Raw genomic sequence first — 22,312 nt, forward strand, 5'->3', positions numbered from 1 at the left:
AAAATAAAACTAATCCTTTTAAAAAGCTTCTTTTTTTAAACATTAAATCCTGCAAGATTTTAGAAACCTTGCAGGATAGTCATGCCTTGTGTTTAGTTTAGACCTTTTTAATGAAAACACTAAAAAGATTTATCGTTTACTAGGTTATAGCTTGAACTACGGCCTTAGGAGCTTCTTTACGAGTACCATCAAAACCATCTACACCAGAAACTGTAGTATATTTTAAAACATTTTTCTTTCCTGGATGTATAATTTGATATGCCGCTTGGCACATGATAGTTGCTTCATGGAAACCACAAAGTATTAATTTTAATTTACCAGGATAGAAATTACCATCACCAATAGCAAATATACCTGGGATATTAGTTTGATAATCTAAAGCATTATTAACTTTAATTGCATTTTTTTCAATCTCTAATCCCCAATTTGCAATAGGTCCTAATTTAGGAGAAAGCCCAAATAAAGGAATAAAGTGATCGGTTTCTAAAGTAAAAGGCTCTTCGTCCTTTTTAGTTATTTCTATCGCTTCAACTTTACCGTCTCCTAAGATATCGGTAACTTCTGCTGGTGTAATAAGATTTATTTTTCCAGCATCTTTTAGTTCTTGAACTTTTTCAACTGAATCTAAATGGCCTCTAAATTCATTACGTCTATGTATTAAAGTAACACTTTCTGCTATATCGGCTAAAAATATAGACCAATCTAATGCAGAATCTCCACCACCAGCAATAATCACTTTTTTACCGCGATACACTTCTGGTTCTTTAATCATATACTCAACACCTTTATCTTCAAACTTCGAAAGGTTTTCAAGTTGTGGTTTTCTAGGCTCAAAACTACCTAAACCACTAGCAATAGCAACCACTGGTGCTTGGTGTTTTGTTCCTTTATTTGTAGTTACTATAAACGTACCGTCTTCTTGCTTTTCAACAGTATCGGCGCGTTCTCCTAAAGTAAAACCAGGTTCAAATTGTTTTGCCTGTTCTAATAAATTTTTAGTTAAATCTCCAGCTAAAATCTCTGGAAATCCAGGGATATCATAAATTGGTTTTTTAGGATACAATTCTGAACATTGTCCACCAGGTTGTGGCAACGCGTCAATTAAATGACATTTTAACTTTAATAATCCAGCTTCGAATACTGTAAATAAACCTGTTGGCCCAGCGCCAATTATTAGTATATCTGTTTTAATCATTTTACTATGCTTTATATATAATTACTCTTTTTTTTCTATTAGTCCTTTTGTGAATTCGTTTAACGTTTCCACTTTTTGTTCAAAATCACCTTTAATAGTTTTTCTAAACTCGTTTAAATTTTTAACTAAATCGTCTACGTTTTCAGGAATAACATCCTCAAAAAATTGACGCAAACGTTTTGCTGTAGTTGGTGATTTTCCATTAGTAGAAATCGCCACTTTCACATTACCTTTAGTTACAATACCACCCATATAAAAATCGCAATACGGCGGATTATCGGCAACGTTAACTAATTTAGATTCTGCTCTACAGTCTTTCCAAACTTCTACATTTACTTCCGGTATATCTGTCGTAGCAACTACCATATGCTTGCCAATAATATACTTTTTTTTATAACTATCTTCAACTAATGTTACACAACCTGTTTTTGCAAGTTTTATAGTGCCTTCGCGAAACATTGGCGACACCACGGTAACATGAGCATCTGGACTCGATTTTAATAAGAAGGTTAATTTTTCTTCAGCAACATGTCCGCCACCAACAATAAGTACATTTAAACTTTTTGTTTTTAAAAAAATAGGATATAAATTATTCCTTTCCTTTTCTACTAAACTCGACGTCTTTATTTTATCCGCTTCATCTAGCATATTACTTATTTTTATTAACCGTTTCTAAGACCGATGATAATACTGCGCGTTCCTTTACCACATCGCCAATAACAATAATAGCAGGGTTTGCTAATTGTTTTTCTGCCACTATACTTTCAATAGAACTTATAGTACCAATCCCTACGTTTTCATTATCTCTGGTGCCATTTTGAATAATAGCTACGGCCACATCTTGTTTATTTTCTTCTGAAAAAATGCGAACAATTTCACTCAATTTCCCCATGCCCATTAAAATAACAACTGTTGCCGACGATTTTGCAGCCAATGCCACATCGCCAGATAACTGATGCTTTTTAGTGGTTCCGGTAATGACCCAGAAACTCTCTGAAGATCCTCGTTTTGTTAACGGAATACCTTGATAAGCTGGCACGGCCATGGATGACGAAATACCAGGAACAACATAAGTTTCTAATCCAAATTGTCTCACATAATCAATCTCTTCTGCACCTCGACCAAAAATAAAAGGATCGCCGCCTTTTAAGCGTACCACATGCCCTTTCTCTTTAGCTTTAGATACAATAAGATCGTTTATTTGATCTTGTTGAAAAGCATAACACCCTCTACGTTTACCTACAAAAATAAGTTCGGCATCTGCCGAAGCATATTTTAATAAGGCCTCATTAATAAGTGCATCATAAAGGATAACATCTGCAGATTCGATAGCCTTAATAGCTTTAAGGGTAATTAAATCTACGTCTCCTGGACCTGCACCTACTATGGTTAATATTGGGTTTTTAGAACTCATTGTTGCTTTTTAGTATTCTTATGCTTTAGCTTGTTCAGCTTCTCTGTAAGCTCTAACTGCTGCTAAAAACTTATCGGCATTTGCGATATAACTTAATGCAAAATCTTTAGTTGGTGCATTTTTATTGATTTCGTAAATTAATTCTGAAAACGATGTTCCTAAATCAATTTTACCTCCTTCAATAAAAAACTCATCAAACTGAGAAACGATTCCAGCATGCGTATTAGTCTTTTTATTTTCAGCTAATAATAACGCTTTCGCGGAATTAACTAGCGATTGGTAAGCGTAATATATAGCACTAGAATACACCTCATCTTCAAAAGAAGCTTTAGCATTATCTATTTTCTCTTCACTTTCAAAGAATAATGTTGCAATTAAATCGATAACAACACCAGCACATTCTCCAATTCCAATTTCTTTAACGTATTTTTCTTCTTCACCCCAATCGATAAAATCTTCTTGAGTTAAGTTAGTGACGTCTTGTAAATCGTTTAATAAATCATAAAAATAACGTTCTCCTGTTACTTTATAGTAATCTACGAATGATTTTCCGTTAGCATTTGCTTCAAAATCGTTTAAAATTCTGCGTAATGCTTCCGGACCTCTTTTACTTGGTACTTTTACTACTTTATCAGCAAAAAGGGCGTTTCCATTTCCTAAATTCCCACCACCTAATAAAACTTGTAACGCAGGCGCTACTAATTTTTCAGGCGTTCTAACTGTCATCCCTTGGAAACCAATGTTTGCCATATTATGCTGACCACAAGCATTCATACAACCACTAATTTTAATTACAAGATCTTCATTTTGTAAATATTGTGGATACTCTGCCGTAATCATACGTTCTAATTCTACCGAAATACCAGTACTACTTGCTATACCTAAGTTACAGGTATCTGTACCAGGACAAGCTGTAATATCTACGGCTTTATTATAACCCGCTTCTACAAAACCTAATTTCTCAAGTTCTTGATAGAAAAACGGTACTAATTCTTCCTTTACAAAAGGAATAACTATGTTTTGACGTAATGTTAAACGTACTTCACCAGCAGCATAATTATCAATTAAATTGGCTAATAAACGTGCTTTATCAGTATAAAAATCGCCCAATAAAACTTTAACACCAATAGCCACATATCCATCTTGTTTTTGAGGGATAAGATTAGTCGATTTCCATAAATCGAAAGCCGCTTGATCTTTAATTTCAACTTGTGGTGCTTCAACAGAAACCGGTTGTGATGCTACATAAGCATCAGCATCAATAGCTACAGTTTTAAATTCAATCGCTTTTTGTTCTTCAGCAATTAACCCTTTAAAAGCCTCTAATCCAATATCCTTTAAAAGGAATTTCATACGTGCTTTCGCTCTACTTTTACGTTCACCGTAACGATCGAAAACTCTTAAAACCCCTTCCATTACTGGAATAATTTTATCTGCAGGTAAAAAGCTGTAAAGCTCTTCTGCATGACGAGGTTGAGAACCTAATCCACCAGCAACCATAACTTTAAACCCACGAACACCGTTTTCTACTTTAGCAATAAAACCAATATCATGTAAATACGATAATCCCGTATCTTCGTCTGTATTAGAGAAAGACACTTTAAATTTACGTCCCATTTCTTGACAAATTGGGTTACGTAAAAAGAATTTAAAAATCGCATCTGCATAAGGCGATACATCGAAAAGTTCGTTAACATCAATACCCGCAGTTTCGGAAGCCGTTACGTTTCTTACTACGTTTCCGCAGGCCTCACGTACAGTAACCTCATCTTTTTCAAGTTCGGCCCAAAGTTCTGGCGTTCTTTGTAAATCCACATAGTGAATTTGGATATCTTGACGGGTTGTAATGTGTAAACGACCACGAGAATATTCATCTGAAACATCAGCAATTCTACGTAATTGGTTACTTTTCATTTTTCCGTAAGGAATCTTGATACGAATCATTTGAACCCCTTCTTGACGTTGGCCATAAACGCCACGAGCCAAACGAAGACTTCTAAATTTTTCTTCATCAATTTTACCATTGTTAAATAGCTCAATTTTATTGGCTAATTCAATGATATCCTTTTGTACTATTGGATTTTCTATTTCTGTTTCAAAACTTTGCATGATATACCTGACCTTTTTCTTATTAGAAAAATATTTTTTATTATTTGTTACTGGATAAAACCAGCTCCAACCGTGTTATTTGATTGTGGATCAATTAAAATAAACGAACCGTTTGTTCTATGGTTTTTGAATTGATCAAAAAAGATAGGTTTGTTTAATTTAAATGAAACCGAAGCAATATCATTAACACCTAAAGATGTTGCTTCTTTATCTATTCCTGAATAATCAGGATTAATTTTGTGGTTAATTCTATCAACCTTCGCTAATACTTTATTAACACCGTGCTGCACAATGTATTTACCTCCAACAGTTAAGTTTTCAGAATCCATCCAACATACATTGGCTGTAAATTGTTTATCGATAGTAGGCAAATCGTTTTCTTTAACAATCATGTCTCCACGAGATACGTTAATATCGTTTTCTAAAGTAATAGTTACAGAAGAACGTCTAGAAGCGGTTTCGTATTTCTCGTCGTAGAAATAAATATCTTTAATTTTAGATCTTGTTTTAGATGGTAAAACAATAATATCATCTCCAACGCTTAATTCACCACCGTAAACTTTTCCTGCATACCCTCTAAAATCATGAAAATCTTCAGTTTTAGGACGGATAACATACTGTACAGGGAAACGTGGTGTTCCCACATTGTAGATATCTTTTTTATCCAAATCTTCTAAGTGCTGTAATAAAGCATCACCTGTATACCAAGGCATTTTATCAGATTTGTTTACAACATTATCACCTTGTAATGCACTTACAGGAATGAATGTTATTTTTTGATCTTGGTAATCTCTTTTGCTCATTAATTCAGAAAAATCGGCCTTAATTTTATTATAAGTCTCTTCTGAATAATCAACTAAATCCATTTTGTTAATAGCAACCACTACATCTTTAACTCTAAGTAAGTTGTTGATGAAAAAGTGACGATTAGTTTGCTCTATAACACCTTTACGTGCATCGATTAAAATAATAGACGCTTGAGATGTTGATGCTCCAGTAACCATGTTACGCGTATATTCTACGTGGCCAGGAGTATCTGCTATAATGTAACTTTTCTTCTTAGTTGAAAAATATATATGTGCTACATCAATAGTAATACCTTGTTCTCTCTCGGCCATTAAACCATCTGTCGCTAATGAAAAATCTAGGTAATCATATCCTAATTGTTCACTTTTGTCTTCAATCGCTTTTAACTTATCTGAAGTTAATGATTTTGTATCGTAAAGGATGCGACCGATTAAGGTACTTTTACCGTCATCTACACTTCCTGCTGTTGCAATTTTTAATACTTCCATTGTTATTATAATGTTGGCTAAAAGCCTAATTTGTATTCATTTTAAAAGATTTCCGTTTTCACGGAAATAACAAAACCGATATTCTAAAAATACCCTTGTTGTTTACGTTTTTCCATAGCACCTTCAGATCGTTTATCATCGATTCTAGCACCACGCTCAGAAATAGTAGAATCTCTAATTTCTTCTACGACTTTAGAAATTGAAACCGCATCTGAATATACCGCTGCAGTACAACTCATATCTCCAACCGTTCTAAAACGAACCATTTTTTCTAATACTTCTTCATTTTCATCTCTGTAAACAACATCGTCTTCTGCAGACCAAATCATGCCATCTCTTAAGAATACTTTACGTTTGTGAGCAAAATATATTGAAGGAATTTCAATATTTTCTTGTTCTATATAAGACCATACATCCAATTCTGTCCAGTTAGAAATAGGGAATACACGTACGTTTTGTCCGTGCTCAATATCACCATTCAACATATCGAATAATTCAGGACGTTGGTTTTTCTCATCCCATTGACCAAAATCGTCACGAACAGAAAAAATACGTTCTTTAGCTCTTGCTTTTTCTTCATCACGACGCGCACCACCAATACAAGCATCAAACTTAAATTCTTCGATAGCGTCAAGAAGCGTAGTAGTTTGCAACATATTTCTACTTGCATAACGACCAGACTCTTCTTTCACTTTACCTTCATCAATAGAATCTTGAACGTTACGTACAATTAGCTCTAAACCTAATTCTTTACATAAACGATCTCTAAATTCAATAGTTTCAGGGAAATTGTGTCCCGTGTCTATATGCATTAAAGGAAAAGGAATTTTTGCTGGATAAAAAGCTTTAACAGCCAATCTAACCAAAGTAATAGAATCTTTTCCTCCAGAAAATAACAACACAGGTTTTTCAAATTGTGCTGCCACTTCTCTCATAATGTATATAGCCTCGTTTTCTAACGAATTTATATTTGATGTGTCTTTATTCATAATCTTTATTATTGTTATTGGTTATTGGAAGTAAACACCAATAACCATTTACTCTATTTTATTTTAAGCGTGTAAACCACACTCTCTATTCTCTAATGCTTTTGTTGGATCGAAATACTTAAATTCATTTGGTAAATTATTTTCTTCCAAATATTTATCTAATTTTTCATCACTCCAATAATAGAAAGGACTCACCTTTAACACTCCAGCTTTACTTACGCTAAAAATACCAATACTATCTCTAAAAGCTGTTTGCCCTTGACGTAAGTTTGTAAACCAAACTTTTGGATTATGCTCGTCCATAGCGCGTTTAAAAGGCTCTAACTTTACTTGTTCTGTAAACAAAGCATGTTCCGGAGCATCTACACTAGGAATTCCCATAACCACATCTCTATGAGACGATGTTTGTTTTGGCACATATAAAAACACGTTTAAGTCTAAGTCTTTGATAACTTGCTCGGCATGCTTATAAGTTTGTGGTGTATTATAACCGGTATCACACCAAACTACAGGTGTTTTAGCTTTAACCGTATTTACAGCGTGCAAAATAGCAGCCTCATAAGGTCTAAAGTTTGTAGTTACTACAGCTTCATCACTTAATTCGAAAGCTTTCGCAATTATTTCTGATGGTGAAGCATTTTTAAAAGCTTCATTTAATGTATTTAATTCTGATTGTTCTATCATTATTTTCCCCATTTAACTGAATTCCAAATACGCTCGTGAAAAAAGTACAATACCATTTTCGTGATAAAATCGACAGAAGCAATAGATGCTGCTACCGAAAGTTCACCTGTTAAAAAATAAGAAACTATTAAAGTATCTAACGTTCCAATAAGTCTCCAGCTTAAAGCTTTTGCTACACTTCTAATTGGTTTTTCTCCAACTGCATCTTCTTGATAAGTAGACTTTTCTTTATTTTTTAATAACATTTGCGCTATCATTTTCTTAATCTTATATTAATCCTACCGTTTTAGTAGGGATTACAAATGTAATATATTTTTGTACATAACAAATAGCTTTTATGAATTTTTTAGGATAATGAAATATTTTCGGGTTAAACTGAAGAAAATTTATAGAAAACCGAAAATTTCTCATGATTTTATCAAGATTTAGTATTTGATAAATCGGCTAACGTATTGTTTCGGAGTACTTTTAGTGTATTGTCGCGTACCATAATCATGAGTTTATGCACACTACATGCATGCTCATCTGGGCAATCGTCACATTTTTCATAAAAGTTAAGACTCACACATGGCACCATGGCAATTGGCCCTTCTAGAACACGCATTACATCGGTCATTTTAATTTCCGAAGGATCTTGCCTTAAATAATAACCACCATGCTTTCCTTTTTTAGACCCAAGAATACCAGACTTCCTTAAGGTTAACAAAATTCCTTCTAAAAATTTCTGAGGAATATTTTCACTTTTAGCAATAGTACCAACTTGCACTGGCGCATCGCCTTCTGCTCTAGCAAGAAACGTTAGTGCTTTTAGTCCGTATTTAGTTTTTTTAGATAGCATGTGGTAAATATAGTTATTTAAAACACTTTGCTAATATAATTATTTTGAAGAAGTTTTATAATTAGTGGCATCTTGTTTTTGTAAAGTGCTAAAACAAAATGCATCAATATTATATATGTAAAAATTACTATCCTTATTATTTATCGCCTTAAAGCTTCTTTAAACTGATAGAAAAAACGTTCTATTAAACGTAAATCTTCGGTAATAATTTCAGCAGAACCACGCATTTCTTGTTTAAAATCAATGGTTTTCCCGTAAGAAGTCACTAGTACTTTAGGCAATTCTACATCTATAACATATAAGCCATTTACATCAGGCACTATTGAAATGTTTTTAACAACTCCGTTAAGCACACCAAACTCTGTATCAGGATAATTTTCTATTTTTAAATTCACTTTTTGACCAATTTTAATTTTTCCAGAATTTTGACCGGGTGCTTTTAACTTAGCTATAAACGAGGAATTTCCGCTAGGAATAATTGTAAAAACCAAATCGCCTTGATTAACGGTTTGATTAGAATTCCAAAAATTTAAAAATGATACTTTACCATTAATATTAGATTGCAAAACATACTGATATTCCCAATCTCTAATTGCTTTTTTTAATTGATTAAAAGATTGAATAACATTTTTAAGCAATACCATTTCTTCTTTCACCCTATTAATTTCAGTGCCTTTAGAGGTTTGCTTTGCATTACTTATTCCTTCTCTAATTTGAGATATTGAAGATTCGAAATTCTTATAATTACGTTGTGCCTGAGCCGCTTCTAGTTGTTTATTCTCGAAGTCTTGAGCAGAAATAATACCTTTATCAAACAATAATACATGCCGTTGTAAATCCTTCTTTTTAAAGTCTAATTCCGTTTTATTAATTTCTTTTTGAGACTGAAGACTTCGTAATCTTCTATTTAATTCTGAAATGGAATATCTATTTGCTACGGCCTCATTAGAAAAGGGTTTTAATTCTTTATTTAATTGATACTGTATATAGCTATTTTCAAATAAAGCATATTGAGATTCAATATTCCCTAAAAATAAAAGAGGTAAACTATCTATTGGAAACTTAAAATATTGTCTATTTAAAGTTATAGTATCTATAATCGATTTAAGCTTAAATACATCTTTATAATTAGCCGTGTTTTCTAATATAGCCAAACGCTGCCCACTACTAACCTCTTGATTGTCTTTTATTAAAATAGCTTCTAACTTACCTGTAATTTTAGCATACTCTTTTTGTGGCGGAATTTTAGTCGTTATTAAAGCTTCTGATGCAATTATATCTGGATATTTTACTAACCAAGACAAAAACAACAACAATATTATTAATACAAGAAATAATACATTCCCCCAACGTATCATCCAATGTGGTACTTTGCTAAGTATTTCTTGCACCTCTTCGCTCCTTAAATCTATGTCTTCTAGTTTGTCTGGCATACTATTTCCCTAATTCTAATTGGTTTTTAACCAAATTATAATAATTCCCTTTTTGCTTTACCAAAACTTCATGATTACCAACTTCTACAATTTTGCCTTGATCTAAGACAACAATTTGATCTGCATTTTTTACAGTACTCAATCTGTGCGCAATAACCACTACCGTTTTATTTTCAAAAAAAGTATTCAGCTTCTCCATAATCACTTTTTCATTGTTTGCATCTAAAGCTGAGGTTGCTTCATCAAAAAACAAGAAATCAGGGTTTTTATAAACCGCTCTTGCAATAAGAAGACGTTGCTTTTGCCCAGTACTTAAACCCACACCTTCCATGCCTATTTTAGTGTTGTACGATAATGGTAAAACTTCTATAAAGTCTTTAATGTTAGCAACATCTACCGCATGCGCCAATTTATCTTTATCTATATAATCTTCGCCAACTGCAATATTGTTAGCAATGGTATCGCTAAAAATATAGCCTTCCTGCATCACTACACCACATTGGTTTCTCCAAGCTTTTTGAGATACATGTTGTAAATCGTAATTACCAAGTTTTATAGTTCCAGCATTAGGTTCGTAAAATTTTAAGAGCAATTTCATTAAGGTGGTTTTACCACTACCACTAGTGCCGACAATAGCCGTGATTTTATTTGAAGGAATAGTCAAATCGAGATTTTTTAAAACCATTTGATCTGACCCTGTATAACTAAAGTAAACCTTTTCGAGGCTTAAATCTGCATCTAGAGAAAGGTCTGTTATTTTATTAGCACCTTGCTGCTCTTCATCTTCTTTATTATGAATTTCTGCCAAGCGCTCTAACGATATTTTAGCATCTTGCACTTCTCTAATAAAGCCAATAAGTTGTGCTATTGGTGAGTTTAACTGCCCTACTATATATGTAATAGCCAACATCATCCCTAAGGTAATATCACCATCAATTACTAATTTAGCAGAGAGTACGGTGATTAAAATATTTTTTACTTCATTTATAAAACCAGAACCCACAGTTTGGTATTGTTCGAGTGCTAACCCCTCTATGGATACTTTAAATAGTTTAGCTTGTAAAAACTCCCAACCCCATCGCTTTTGTTTTTCAGCATTATGTAGTTTTATTTCCTGCATTCCATTTATAAGCTCAATAACTTTACTTTGCTCCTGACTTACTTGAGAAAAACGCTTGTAATCTAAATCTCTACGCTTTTTTAAGAAAATAATAATCCATAAGAAATAAAGAAAACTTCCTATAAAAAACACACCAAAAACCTGTAAACTATAGTATGCCAAAACAATACTAAAAATAACAAGATTCACCATAGAAAAGAGCACGTTTAACGACGATGTTGTTAAAATACTTTCTATACGTTTATGGTCGTTTATACGTTGTAAAATATCGCCTGTCATTCTCGTGTCGAAAAAGGCTATTGGCAAATTCATGAGTTTTACAAAAAAATCTGAAACAAGCGATATATTTATTCTCGCACTTAAGTGTAAAAGAATCCAGCTTCTAATAACCTCAATAGCTGTGCGCCCAATAAACAAAGCTAATTGGGCAAATAAAATAAGATATATAAAGTGTACATCTTGATTTTTTATACCAACATCGACAACACTTTGCGTTAGAAAAGGAAAAACAAGCTGAAGTAAACTAGCCGCAATTAGCCCTATAACTAATTGCCATAAAAACTGCTTATATTTTAATACATATTTTGATATAAACGAAAAACTAAAATCCTTATCGGCCTCATTAGTTGTTGTAGTATATTCTTTTAAATTAGGTGTTGTTTCTAATAATAAAACAATACCTTCTTCGGTTTCTGAGCTCGCGTTATTACCAATCCAATGTTCTAAAAGGTCGAGTAGGTTATATTTAAGCAATCCATGAGCTGGATCTGAAATGTGATATATGCCATTTTTTATTTCATATAAAACAACATAATGGTTTTTATTCCAATGCAAAATACAAGGTAACGGTGCTTCTTCTAATTGCTTCGAAGTAATTTTGACTCCAAGTGTTCTAAACCCAATACTTTCTGCCGCATCACTTAATCCTGCCAAACTGCTTCCTGATCTCGTAGTTTCACTTAAGGTACGTAACTCTTGTAAAGGGATTATTTTATTATAGTGCTTTGCTATTATTTTTAAACAGGTGGCACCACAATCTTTAAAATCGAGCTGTTTATAAAAAGGAAACTTTTTAATCATTTATATTGATAAGATAGAATATTCTATAGTTTTTTTACTTCTGCATTTACAGAGTTTTTGCTCTAACTCTCACTTTTCTGGTATAGTATGAAATTCTCTGTTTTTTAATTAAACAACCCAATTCTAGCAAGAATTGGGTTATTTAATTACTTTAATTTAAAGTTATTGAAATTAATAACCATCAGTAGTTTTCTCTTAGATGACCATAGCGTATATTATCTATTCATGGCAAATACCAACTACTGACATCCACATACTTCTATTGAACTTGGATAATCATAACGACCATCTTCTACCCAATTACCTGGAGTACTTGCTCCTCCTGGAGCATGCCATACTAGATAATATGATGAAGGCGAAACTTTCCCGCCTTGGATTTGTTCTAAATCTATCTTATTATCTTTAAAATTCGATAATTTTTTCATAATCTAAAATTTAATAAAATACCTACTCTATTATTAATAAGCTTTTCGGTTTACGCTTTTACTTGTTATGAGTTTAACTTTTTTTATGTATTCCACGAATTAGTTACACTATTATCTTCAATACAACCTTTAACTATATTTTTCACTTTAACTAAAAATTAAAAACTAGTGTAATCATTTCAAAATATTAAACTTATTAAAACATTCATGTCTGCTTGTATTATATTAACCTTGTGGTTACTTCTGCTTTTAAAAGCTAATGTCAAAACAAAATTTACTTTACAACATGGCTTTCTATATACTTAGATACCTTTAAAAAAAATAATAACACATTTTCTTTAAAATTTTAGTAATTATAAAAAATTCGCACTTCAAATCGTAGCATCCTTTCCTCCTTTTACAATAAGAAATAAATTACAACTATTTAATAGCAAGAAAAGTTGTTCTTTATTTAATATTAAGATAAGACATAGCATAATGCTCTATTGCTTTTACTTTTAATGGGTTTGTACTCCAATCTTCCCACTCGTTTGTATAAGGACTATAACCACATTTTAAAGGCTTTGAGAAATCGTTATCCGGGTCTTCTTTATAAGCTCTACAATCTGTACAGATATATCTGAATTCGCAGTCTTTACAAACCTCGATTTCGTCTTTAGAAACATTCCAATATTTTTTAAAATCTTTAACCTTTAAAGCTTGTTGAAAAGATGTATTTTCTATATTTCCAAAACTTTTAGACATACTTGGGCAGTTTTTAATATCCCCATTAACATCGATCGAAATTTTCTTATTTAGACAGGTATTATGATTTTGAGCTTCTGTAAAAACAGCTATTGTAGACACAAAATAACCTTGATTAATTACACCACAACAGGTATTATCTAGAATTACCGCTTTAGTTTGTTTTATAAAATCGTCTTCATAATCGTTTGGAGCACTATGCAAAAGAACGCGACCTATTAAAGGAGAATTTAATACTAAAGTTTTAACCTGCTCTACATAATTTTTTTCATTAGAATACTGAGCTATAAAATCAACATTTTTAAAGTAGCCTTTAGAACAATACTCTAAAATACCCTCCATTTTCTCTAAGCATAAAGTAGTGTAAGCTCGAACTTCTAAATATTTACATTGAACATCTGTAAGATTATTAATTACTTTTTTAATATCATAATCCGATTTTTCATCTAAATCGATTATAGCATTATTAATAACTTCTGATGTATCATATTCTAAAGGAAAATCTGGAAAACTATCAGGAGAGCTTGTATAAAAACCTATACCCTCGTCTATAAAATAGTTTATGTATTCCATAAGCGTTTCTTGGGTCTCTAGATCTAATTTATTTTTAACCTGAATTAGAGGTGTGTTTTTTAGCTCAATTAGAATATCATATAATTCATTGGGTATAAAAAAAAGTTTGTTTTCTTGTAAATCACTTATCACGGTTCTAGTTGCACCTATAGTTAGCGTGCAGTTCGAAAAAATTAAGAAATATTTCATTTAAAAAAATTAAAGCTTTTAGTTACGGGTTTAGGAGCTCCACCTGTAGGTGTTTTAACAGATTCGTAAACCTCCATTTTTATCACTCGGTTTGGACGCCTTGAAACGACTGGTTGGATAGGTTCACTTCCACCAATTTCTTCGACTTCAGAAAGCTGATATAATAAAGGCAAATTTTCTACCCCTTGTTTAATGTTTTTTTTCATGTAATGTTTTTAAGTGTAACGCTATCTTTTTCTCTAAAAAGTAATTACAAGGTTCTGATACCATAGAAAATTGACCAATAGGATTAACTTCTAGAAAATAGATAAGATTATCTTGCCCTAACATAAAATCTAGAGAGCCCGTTTCTAAATTTAAGGTTTCCATTAAAAGGTGAATTTTATCTTCAACTTCCTTTGTAAGTTGATATGGTACCTTCCGTAAATCTTTACTATATTTTCTATGATCCACCTCTGAATTGGGCGTCATTATAGCCATAGAAAAAATTTCCTTATTGAAATAAAATGTTCTAATTTCGAGTGTTTTGGGTATAAATTTTTGAATAAATGAACTTGGAAATGTAGAAGAAACAGCCTCTATATTAGTAACTTCTTTTGTATAAAACATAGTAAAGCACTCTCTACTAGATAAAGGAAATGTATTCCCCAAGCTTTTTGTTATTACTCTACCGTGTTCTTCTTTGAAATTTTGAAGTTGCTTTTTACTATTTATAATTTTATATTCAGGAATATTAAACCCCACAGCTTTTGCTTCATCTAAAACAATTAATTTATTAACATCAATAGAACTGGGGTGAGATAGCCAATTTTTAGATTTAAGCAAATACATAAAATATTGAGATAGCATTTTATTTTCATCTCTAATATTATCATTTAAGGTAATTATATTTTTTTCATTATCAACAACGGTGGCTTGAGGAAGCCCTTTAACGAAACCCCATCTCCAAAACCAAACGGTACTCACTTTTTTTATATTTTTAAGATCCCAATTAGAATAATTTTCTGCATGAAGCCTTTTAAAGTCCTGTTTATAATATGACAACCAATCCATTACACTTTCTGGTGTGGTATCATGTTGGCTATTTGTTAGTAGTAAAACCATAAGTAGAAATATGCCCAACCTTGTTAAGGGTTGAGCATTTTTAATATTAACTAATTATTAATAAAATGACCCCTCACTAATATCGCCATGAACCAATGATTGAGTATTCCCTGCTGTAGAAGCTCCTCCAGGCATCTCCCAAACTACCCATCCTGATATTTTTGGAGAAGGATTACCATAAGAACCACCTTGAATTTCTTCTAAATCTATTTTGCTACTTTTAAAATTTGATAATTTTTTCATAATTTATTATTTTATTAAATACATGCTTTATTTTTATCGACTTACAGGTGCTAATAAAACCTCTAAAAAGTATTCTATTAAAATACTTTTAATAAACAATTTGCGAGTTTATGGTCTAGGAGCTGGAGCAAAATCGTTTGGTCCATAATCAGTCCAAACCCAATTTCCGTTTATATCAGTACCAATAGTGGCTATGTAGTTTCCCGGAGTAGATGCGCCTCCTGGATATTCATTTATAGCAGATAAAGACATACTTGGAAAACTTCTACCTCCATTAACATCATTTAACTCTACCTTGTTTTCTTTAAAATCTGATAATTTTTTCATGTTTTTAGATATTTAATTATTAAACCTACTCTATTTTTATAAGCTTTTCGGCTACCGCTTTTAAGTATTATAATCCTAATTTCTTTCTTATTTCATCACCTATAGGATCTGGTGTACAATTCCCATTCATTATTCCGTTATCTCCAGTTCCTCCAAAAACGGTTTTTGTTGCTTTAGTTTGCAATTGAAAATCACGGTAATCATTTAAATTTTTCATTTTTTAATATGTTTTAAAGTTTATTTATTCATCTAAAAGAAGCCTAGATAAAATATTATTATCTAGTAACAATTTACTACCCTAAATATCTCGGTGTTATTGAAGAATCAAGTGGTGCCATTTCAAGGTGAGACCAAACCCCATTGACATCATGACTTGCACTAGCAATATAGTTTCCTGGGTCAGATAGTGGTCCTGGGTGAGCCTTTATAAAGCGAGAAGAAAATGTTGTTCCCCCTTTTACATTTTTTAACTCTACTTTGTTTTCTTGAAAATCTGATAATTTTTTCATTTTAAAATTTATTTAAACACCTACTCTATTTGTATAAGCTTTTCGGCTACCGCTTTTTTTGAGAAACTATTTTATAGTTCCAAGTTTTTATTAAAAAGAAGAAAAGGCTATTACCATAGCTTCCCACGTATATGATGTAGATTAAAAAAATAATAACAAGTTTTTTTTATTTCCCCCTCAGAACTGAAAGAAATTCAGAAAGGCAGATATCTTTATTTTTAGTATCATTGTGGTTCCCTATGACAGAAATTAATATCAAAAAAATAATTGATAGCGCCGTTAATGGAAATGAATTTCCTTTTAATAGATTTTTTGAAGATACTTTCAAAAAATTATTACCCAAACTAACCGCTCTCACGAACTCAAAGGACGATGCACAAGACGTTTTTATAACATCTATGCATAAATTTTGGGAACGCTTTGTTATTAAACAAGAAGAACTGCCTCTTAATAGTATAGCCTATATTTATATGATGTGCCGAAATGCATGGCTACATAAAAAAAGACAGCCATGGAACTCTGTTATTTTAGTAGATAATAATGCGTACAGTCTTAATAAAGCTAAGAATGATGTTTTAATAACAGAGCAGGAAAAAACAGATATAGAAAACGATATTTCACTAAAGCACAAAGCTTTATCTATTGCCATTAATGAGTTATGTGATAAATGCAAAAAACTTATTGAAGCAGAGCTAGATAACAATATAAAATTAAAAGATTTACAGCAAGAAATGGGGTATAATAATTACCAAGCTTTAGTACAAGCAAAATATAATTGTAAAAAAAGACTAGTTAAAAAAGTTACTGAAGCTTTAATTAACTTGAAAAAAAATAATTCTTAATAATGATTCCAGAAAAAGATTTAGACTTAATTACACGTTTTTTCGACTTAGACCTTTCTTATGAAGAATTAAAGGAATTTGAAAAAAGAATATTACTCGACATAAAATTTCGCGAAAGATGCGAAGCTTATAAGTCAGCCAATGATATAGTAAACACTACTTATCCAGATAAAGATAAACTGGTACGAGCAGAAAAATGGAAGACCTTATTGAAGGATAAGGAAACAACAATAGCTACAAAAAAAACGCCGTGGAAATGGGTTGGTGCTATTGCAGCAGGTTTTATTATAACATTTTTTATTTGGCAACTTAATTCCACATTTCAAGAACCAGACTTAAATAAATTAATTGCTAGTTCTTGGAATAAAAAAATTGGTTTAGATTTTAACACCATTCGTAGTACTAAAAAAGATTCTTTAAAAAGCCTCGTTAGCAGTGCGTACAGCACTTATAGCGACATGAATTACCAATCTACCATTAACTTACTTAGTGATTATAAAGCAGACACTATTTATTATGAAGATGTTTTACTGCTTAGAGCCTTATCTTTCTATAAAAAAGAGGATTCGGATACTGCTTTAAAAACATTAGACACGCTTTCTAAATACCATACAGGTAAAAAATCTAAAGTAGCAAATTGGTATAAAGGCCTTATTTATCTTGAACAAGGCGATATAAAAACTGCCGAAAAATTTATAGAACTACCTAAACATAAAACTAAAGAATTGAAACTAAGAGAGTGAAATGTTATAATATCTATTAACAAATACTTTCAACGTTTTCAATACTCATGATAATGAATAAACATCTATCTTTCTTTTGGATCTTAGTTAGTTTTCTTTTTATACCTAGCTTGTATGCTCAAAAAAAAGCTGACACTTTAGCTGCTTCAATAAATTACAAAACTGCAGATTCACTTTTAAAAAAAAGAGATTTTAATACATCTGTTCTTTTATTTAATGAAGCCCTTAATGTATATGAAAAAACAAGTGCTTTCAAAAAAATAGCAGATTGCTATTATAAATTAGGCAAATGCTACGAGGAATCTTTAGATTATAATAAAGCACAAAAATTTTACGAGAAAAGTTTAAAGCTAAAAAAAGAAAAGCTACCATCAAACCATGAGAGTATCTCGATATCGCTCTCCAGTTTAGGACGTTTAAATTTTATTCAATCTAACTACAAAACGGCTTTAAGTTTTTTTGAAGAAGCCTTAAAGGTTTCATTGAAGGCACATAAAGAGACCGATCAAGTTATAGGAAATAGGTACAATAATATAGGCCTCTGTTATTATAATTTAGGAGACTTACACACCTCATTAAAATACCTAGAGAAAAGCTTAAATATTGATATAAAATCGCTAGAAGAAAACCATATCAATATTGGCTTTAGCTACATTAACATCGGGCTTATTTATTTTGATCTTATGCAGGATGAAAAGGCCATGATGTATTACCAAAAATCTTTACCTTATTTTGTTAAAAACGACTATAACAAAGGCCTTTTAGGTGTTTACAACAACACAGGAAACATATTGAAATCTCAAGGAGAATTAAATAAAGCTTTAAATTACTATCAAAAAAGCTTAGCCATAACCCTTGAGTACTTTAAAGAAGATGTTTCTTTACTGTCATTAATTTACATGAATATTGGCAATACTTACGGCATGTTGGGAGCTTATGATGACGCTCTAATATATTTAAACAAATCTTTAGAGTATTACAAAACCATTTTGGATAAAAACCATGATAAAATAGCAAAACTATATGACAATATTGGATCGCTATATTCATCTAAAGGAGATTACAATACAGCTCTCAAATATTCTAAAAAAGGATTAACTATTCAAGAAAAACTAGGTAATCATCTTGAAACAGCATATTCACTAAAGCTATTAGGAGAACTCAAGTATAAATATGAGTTTTATGATGAAGCCTTATTTTACAATAAAAAAGGATTAAAATTAACTCAAAAAATATATGGAGCTACGCATTTATTAACTTCAAATCTCCACTACAATATGGGTATTACCCATTATAAAAAAGAAAACTACAAAACTGCCTTAAAATATTTAGATAGCGCCATTATTTCCAATTCTAAAAATGCAGCTGCAAATAAAAGTAAAGCGCTTAACCTTAATAATTATTTTGATCACCAATTATTATTAAAAACGATACATAAAAAGGCACAAACATTACAGCTACAATCTATTCAAAATAAAGACAATAAGCAGCTAGAACAAAGTGCAACGCTATATTATCAAGCAGATTATATTATAGATTATATTCGCGAATCTATAAACAATCATCAAGATAAATTAGTTTTAGCAGAACAAGCTAAAGCAATTTATGCAGATGCTATTACAACACATTTACTACAATATAAAAATACAACAGAGAAAAAACATCTAATAAACGCATGGCACTTTACTGAAAAAAGCAGATCTAATACTTTAAAAGATTTACTCAATGATACTAATGCTAAAAACTTCTCAAACCTACCAAGTGAACTCCTAGATTTTGAAAAAAGCATCAAATCAGACATAGCCTACTATCAATCACAAATTGTTGCAGAACAATCTGAAAACACTTTAGATACAGATAAAATTAAAAGCTTTGAAAACGAATTATTTACTATTAATCAAAAGAAAGATTCTTTAATAAAAGTACTTAAAAAGGACTATCCCAAATATTATCAATTAAAGCATAAAACAGAGTCCTTTTCTGTTAAGGATATTCAAGATAAAATAAATAATAGAACGACGGTATTAGAGTTTTTCTCTACTAAAAGTAAAATCTACGCCTTTACAATTTCAAAAAATGATGTTTCAATAAAAGAATTAACAATTTCTGAATTAGATAAAAAAATAGAACGCTTTAATATATCAATTACTTCGGAAAATTTAAATGATTACAAAAAAATAGCATCCGTTTTATATCAAGAACTTATTAAACCCTTAGATAAAAAACTGATAGGAGATGAATTAATAATTATTCCAGATGACATATTATGGTATTTAAATTTTGATTTATTACTCACAAATAACAACAATAAAAACAGTAGAGAACTTCCCTATTTATTAAAAAAGCACGCTATTTCTTATTCCAATTCAGCAGATTTATTATTCAATCCTATAATAAAAAACACTTCAGAATCTAAAACCTTAAAAAAGTGTCTCGCCTTTTCATATTCAAACGCACCAAGTACTAAAAAACCGAATAAAAACAGCGTTTCTCCTGCTAATGATATTAAAGAAGATTTACCAGGTGCGAGAAAAGAAATTGACATGATATCTAAAATTATAGATGGTCAATATTATTATGGAGTTAACGCCATAGAATCTACCTTTAAACAAAATGTAGAAAAATATAACATTTTACATTTAGCCTTACATGGAGAGGTTGATAATGAAAATCCAGAAAACTCAAAATTGTTCTTCACAAAAAGCAAAGACACTATAGAGGATGATATTTTATACAATCATGAACTTTTTGCTTTAAATATTCCCGCAGATCTTGTTGTACTAAGTGCTTGTAATACTGGTATAGGCGAAATTGCTAACGGGGAAGGTATAATGAGTTTAGGAAACGCTTTTCAATATGCAGGAGCCAAAAGCTTACTATTAAGCAAATGGGAAGTACATGACAAAAGCACCCCCGAATTAATGAAATGTTTTTATTCAAACCTAAAAAAAGGCATGAATAAGCCTAAAGCGCTACAGCAAGCTAAATTAAAATATCTAGCAAATACAGAAGCCTTTTACACCAACCCATTTTATTGGGGAAGTTTTTATATTATAGGGAATACAGATGCTATAAGTTTAAAAAACAATTCAAATAACACCTATTATTGGATTGCTGGAGTTCTTTTTATCTTATCTCTAGTATACTTATTAAAAAAATATAAGTCTAAAAATTAATTATTTGTATGGCTTTTTTCAAGTGAATAAAAAGTAGCTTGAACATAATCATCAGCATCCCCAGTATTGTTCTGGTTGTAAACACCAGCCTTAAAATACATGTACTGTCCGCCTTTATCATAACCACTGTTCACCATATCAATAGTTTTTATAATATCGGCTTTACCTTCTCTAGAAATAGTAACGGTTAAAGCATTACCAACCACTTTAATTTTATACGAAAACTTTTCACCTAAAGCAATACCATCTTCTGGGTTAGAAGCAGAACTACTTCTAGAACCAATTAAATCGTACCATTGTTCACTACCAAAACCATCCATAGGTTCGTGAGCAAAATAAATACCTCCTAAGGCATTATTTTTTAACTTTCTGTAATAAATACGAATAGGCTCATCATCATTGGCATGAATTTGTCCAACAATAACACGGCCAACTTGGCTATCATCTCCAGTTGTAGTTACATAGTTTACAGCCAAAGTAGCACTCATTTCCCCATCGAAACTAGCCGCTGCATTTATATCTGCGGTAGGTGCCGATCCAAAAACCCAATTGTTTTTATTTACACCTTGAGTTTTAATACTTGTATTAGTGCCACGCAACATTTCGCGTAATTCTACTCGAGTATAACTTGTATTTAGAGAGGTTTTAAAACCAGCCACAGGGCATTTAAAAACCATACCACCATCGGTATTCATATAAAAATATTTACTGTTTTGGTAATCCGCATTTATTTGAGCAACCGTTACTGTAACCGCTGTACCATCACCCTTATTTTCCGGAATACTTAAATTCCAAGTCGATAAATCGAAATTTTTAGAAGGCGCTAAATTAGCGTCTAAAACTCCTGTACTTTCAGCTTTTGCTGCCTGTGTAATTGTTATATTTTTTGAAATATCACCTCCAATAACGTTTACAGAACCTGTACGCACGGTAGTGTTTGGGTTTGCTGTTACAGAGATATTTATAGAACCATTATTAGTTCCATTTGTAGGAGACAAAGTAATCCAATCATTATTATTAGCTGTGTACCAATACAAATTAGCCGTTACTGTTATTAATTTAGTTTCTTCACTTGCTGAAAACTCAGAAACTGTAGATACATCTAAGATATCAACCTGCTCTTCCTCTCCAGAATCACTAGAATTACAGCTAAACCCAACAGTTAAAAACAAAAACGCACAAACAATATTTAATAATTTCATGATGTAAATAATTTTTATAAAAATAGCATGTTAAATCATGAGAAACTAAAAAACAATGGCTATTCAGTAAACTAAATG

General features: G+C 31.4%; 23 protein-coding genes. 3 read left to right on the forward strand and 20 right to left on the reverse strand.

Going from position 1 to position 22,312, the window contains the following annotated elements; translation table 11 throughout:
* Positions 1-139: 139 nt before the first annotated feature.
* From DFQ06_RS07815 to DFQ06_RS07900, 19 genes are all read right to left on the reverse strand, one after another.
* Positions 140-1,195, reverse strand: a complete 1,056-nt coding sequence (locus DFQ06_RS07815; protein WP_042503149.1) for an NAD(P)/FAD-dependent oxidoreductase — start codon at positions 1,193-1,195, stop codon at positions 140-142.
* A gap of 21 nt (positions 1,196-1,216) precedes the next feature.
* Entirely contained in the window at positions 1,217-1,843 is a 627-nt protein-coding gene (locus DFQ06_RS07820; RefSeq protein ID WP_042503150.1) for a precorrin-2 dehydrogenase/sirohydrochlorin ferrochelatase family protein, read from the reverse strand.
* 1 nt (position 1,844) lies between these two features.
* The gene (cobA, locus tag DFQ06_RS07825) at positions 1,845-2,609 is read right to left on the reverse strand and encodes a uroporphyrinogen-III C-methyltransferase (protein WP_042503153.1); all 765 of its coding nucleotides are present in this window, start codon (positions 2,607-2,609) and stop codon (positions 1,845-1,847) included.
* Between the two features lie 18 nt (positions 2,610-2,627).
* Entirely contained in the window at positions 2,628-4,718 is a 2,091-nt protein-coding gene (locus DFQ06_RS07830; protein ID WP_133966989.1) for a HEPN domain-containing protein, read from the reverse strand.
* A 47-nt stretch (positions 4,719-4,765) separates the two neighbouring features.
* Complete coding sequence (locus DFQ06_RS07835) at positions 4,766-6,013, reverse strand: sulfate adenylyltransferase subunit 1 (RefSeq protein WP_074938218.1); 1,248 nt, start codon at positions 6,011-6,013, stop codon at positions 4,766-4,768.
* Between the two features lie 83 nt (positions 6,014-6,096).
* Positions 6,097-7,002: a sulfate adenylyltransferase subunit CysD gene (gene cysD / locus DFQ06_RS07840; protein WP_042497201.1), complete on the reverse strand. Its 906-nt coding sequence runs from the start codon at positions 7,000-7,002 to the stop codon at positions 6,097-6,099.
* A gap of 63 nt (positions 7,003-7,065) precedes the next feature.
* A complete protein-coding gene (locus DFQ06_RS07845; RefSeq protein ID WP_042497475.1) occupies positions 7,066-7,686 on the reverse strand; it encodes a phosphoadenosine phosphosulfate reductase domain-containing protein in 621 nt (206 codons plus the stop codon).
* Positions 7,686-7,943: a DUF2061 domain-containing protein gene (locus DFQ06_RS07850; RefSeq protein WP_042497199.1), complete on the reverse strand. Its 258-nt coding sequence runs from the start codon at positions 7,941-7,943 to the stop codon at positions 7,686-7,688. The genes DFQ06_RS07845 and DFQ06_RS07850 overlap by 1 nt, the downstream gene beginning before the upstream one ends.
* Positions 7,944-8,104: 161 nt before the next feature.
* Positions 8,105-8,524, reverse strand: a complete 420-nt coding sequence (locus tag DFQ06_RS07855; RefSeq protein WP_042503159.1) for an RrF2 family transcriptional regulator — start codon at positions 8,522-8,524, stop codon at positions 8,105-8,107.
* Positions 8,525-8,664: 140 nt separating this feature from the next.
* The gene (locus DFQ06_RS07860; RefSeq protein ID WP_133966991.1) at positions 8,665-9,957 is read right to left on the reverse strand and encodes an HlyD family secretion protein; all 1,293 of its coding nucleotides are present in this window, start codon (positions 9,955-9,957) and stop codon (positions 8,665-8,667) included.
* 1 nt (position 9,958) lies between these two features.
* Positions 9,959-12,154 carry a peptidase domain-containing ABC transporter gene (locus DFQ06_RS07865; RefSeq protein WP_133967222.1) on the reverse strand — a complete coding sequence of 732 codons (2,196 nt, stop codon included), beginning with the start codon at positions 12,152-12,154 and terminating at the stop codon, positions 9,959-9,961.
* 242 nt (positions 12,155-12,396) lie between these two features.
* Positions 12,397-12,582 carry a hypothetical protein gene (locus DFQ06_RS07870; protein WP_042497197.1) on the reverse strand — a complete coding sequence of 62 codons (186 nt, stop codon included), beginning with the start codon at positions 12,580-12,582 and terminating at the stop codon, positions 12,397-12,399.
* Between the two features lie 447 nt (positions 12,583-13,029).
* Complete coding sequence (gene gwsS, locus DFQ06_RS07875) at positions 13,030-14,088, reverse strand: grasp-with-spasm system SPASM domain peptide maturase (protein ID WP_042503164.1); 1,059 nt, start codon at positions 14,086-14,088, stop codon at positions 13,030-13,032.
* Positions 14,085-14,294, reverse strand: a complete 210-nt coding sequence (locus DFQ06_RS07880) for a hypothetical protein (RefSeq protein ID WP_133966993.1) — start codon at positions 14,292-14,294, stop codon at positions 14,085-14,087. Before DFQ06_RS07880 ends, gwsS begins: the two co-directional genes overlap by 4 nt.
* Positions 14,278-15,192 (reverse strand): ATP-grasp domain-containing protein, encoded by a 915-nt coding sequence (locus DFQ06_RS07885; protein WP_133966995.1) that lies wholly within the window; start codon positions 15,190-15,192, stop codon positions 14,278-14,280. Before DFQ06_RS07885 ends, DFQ06_RS07880 begins: the two co-directional genes overlap by 17 nt.
* A 57-nt stretch (positions 15,193-15,249) precedes the next feature.
* Positions 15,250-15,435 (reverse strand): hypothetical protein, encoded by a 186-nt coding sequence (locus DFQ06_RS07890; protein ID WP_133966997.1) that lies wholly within the window; start codon positions 15,433-15,435, stop codon positions 15,250-15,252.
* Between the two features lie 108 nt (positions 15,436-15,543).
* On the reverse strand, positions 15,544-15,762 hold the full coding sequence (locus DFQ06_RS07895) for a hypothetical protein (protein WP_042503172.1): 219 nt from the start codon (positions 15,760-15,762) through the stop codon (positions 15,544-15,546).
* A 67-nt stretch (positions 15,763-15,829) separates the two neighbouring features.
* Positions 15,830-15,979: a hypothetical protein gene (locus tag DFQ06_RS19395; RefSeq protein WP_159140068.1), complete on the reverse strand. Its 150-nt coding sequence runs from the start codon at positions 15,977-15,979 to the stop codon at positions 15,830-15,832.
* Between the two features lie 76 nt (positions 15,980-16,055).
* On the reverse strand, positions 16,056-16,271 hold the full coding sequence (locus DFQ06_RS07900; protein ID WP_042503174.1) for a hypothetical protein: 216 nt from the start codon (positions 16,269-16,271) through the stop codon (positions 16,056-16,058).
* A 239-nt stretch (positions 16,272-16,510) separates the two neighbouring features.
* Between DFQ06_RS07900 and DFQ06_RS07905 the strand changes: the two genes are divergently transcribed.
* From DFQ06_RS07905 to DFQ06_RS07915, 3 genes are read left to right on the forward strand one after another with little or no spacing between them, the layout of a single operon-like run.
* On the forward strand, positions 16,511-17,113 hold the full coding sequence (locus DFQ06_RS07905; protein ID WP_133966999.1) for an RNA polymerase sigma factor: 603 nt from the start codon (positions 16,511-16,513) through the stop codon (positions 17,111-17,113).
* Positions 17,114-17,115: 2 nt separating this feature from the next.
* Complete coding sequence (locus tag DFQ06_RS07910; RefSeq protein WP_133967001.1) at positions 17,116-17,856, forward strand: tetratricopeptide repeat protein; 741 nt, start codon at positions 17,116-17,118, stop codon at positions 17,854-17,856.
* Positions 17,857-17,909: 53 nt separating this feature from the next.
* On the forward strand, positions 17,910-21,032 hold the full coding sequence (locus DFQ06_RS07915; protein ID WP_159140067.1) for a CHAT domain-containing protein: 3,123 nt from the start codon (positions 17,910-17,912) through the stop codon (positions 21,030-21,032).
* Here the strand turns inward: DFQ06_RS07915 and DFQ06_RS07920 are convergent.
* A complete protein-coding gene (locus tag DFQ06_RS07920) occupies positions 21,029-22,234 on the reverse strand; it encodes a polysaccharide lyase family 7 protein (RefSeq protein ID WP_133967004.1) in 1,206 nt (401 codons plus the stop codon). The genes DFQ06_RS07915 and DFQ06_RS07920 overlap by 4 nt on opposite strands.
* Between the last annotated feature and the right edge of the window lie 78 nt (positions 22,235-22,312).

This window comes from Algibacter lectus, from assembly GCF_004368925.1.
Taxonomy (GTDB): Bacteria; Bacteroidota; Bacteroidia; order Flavobacteriales; family Flavobacteriaceae; genus Algibacter; species Algibacter lectus.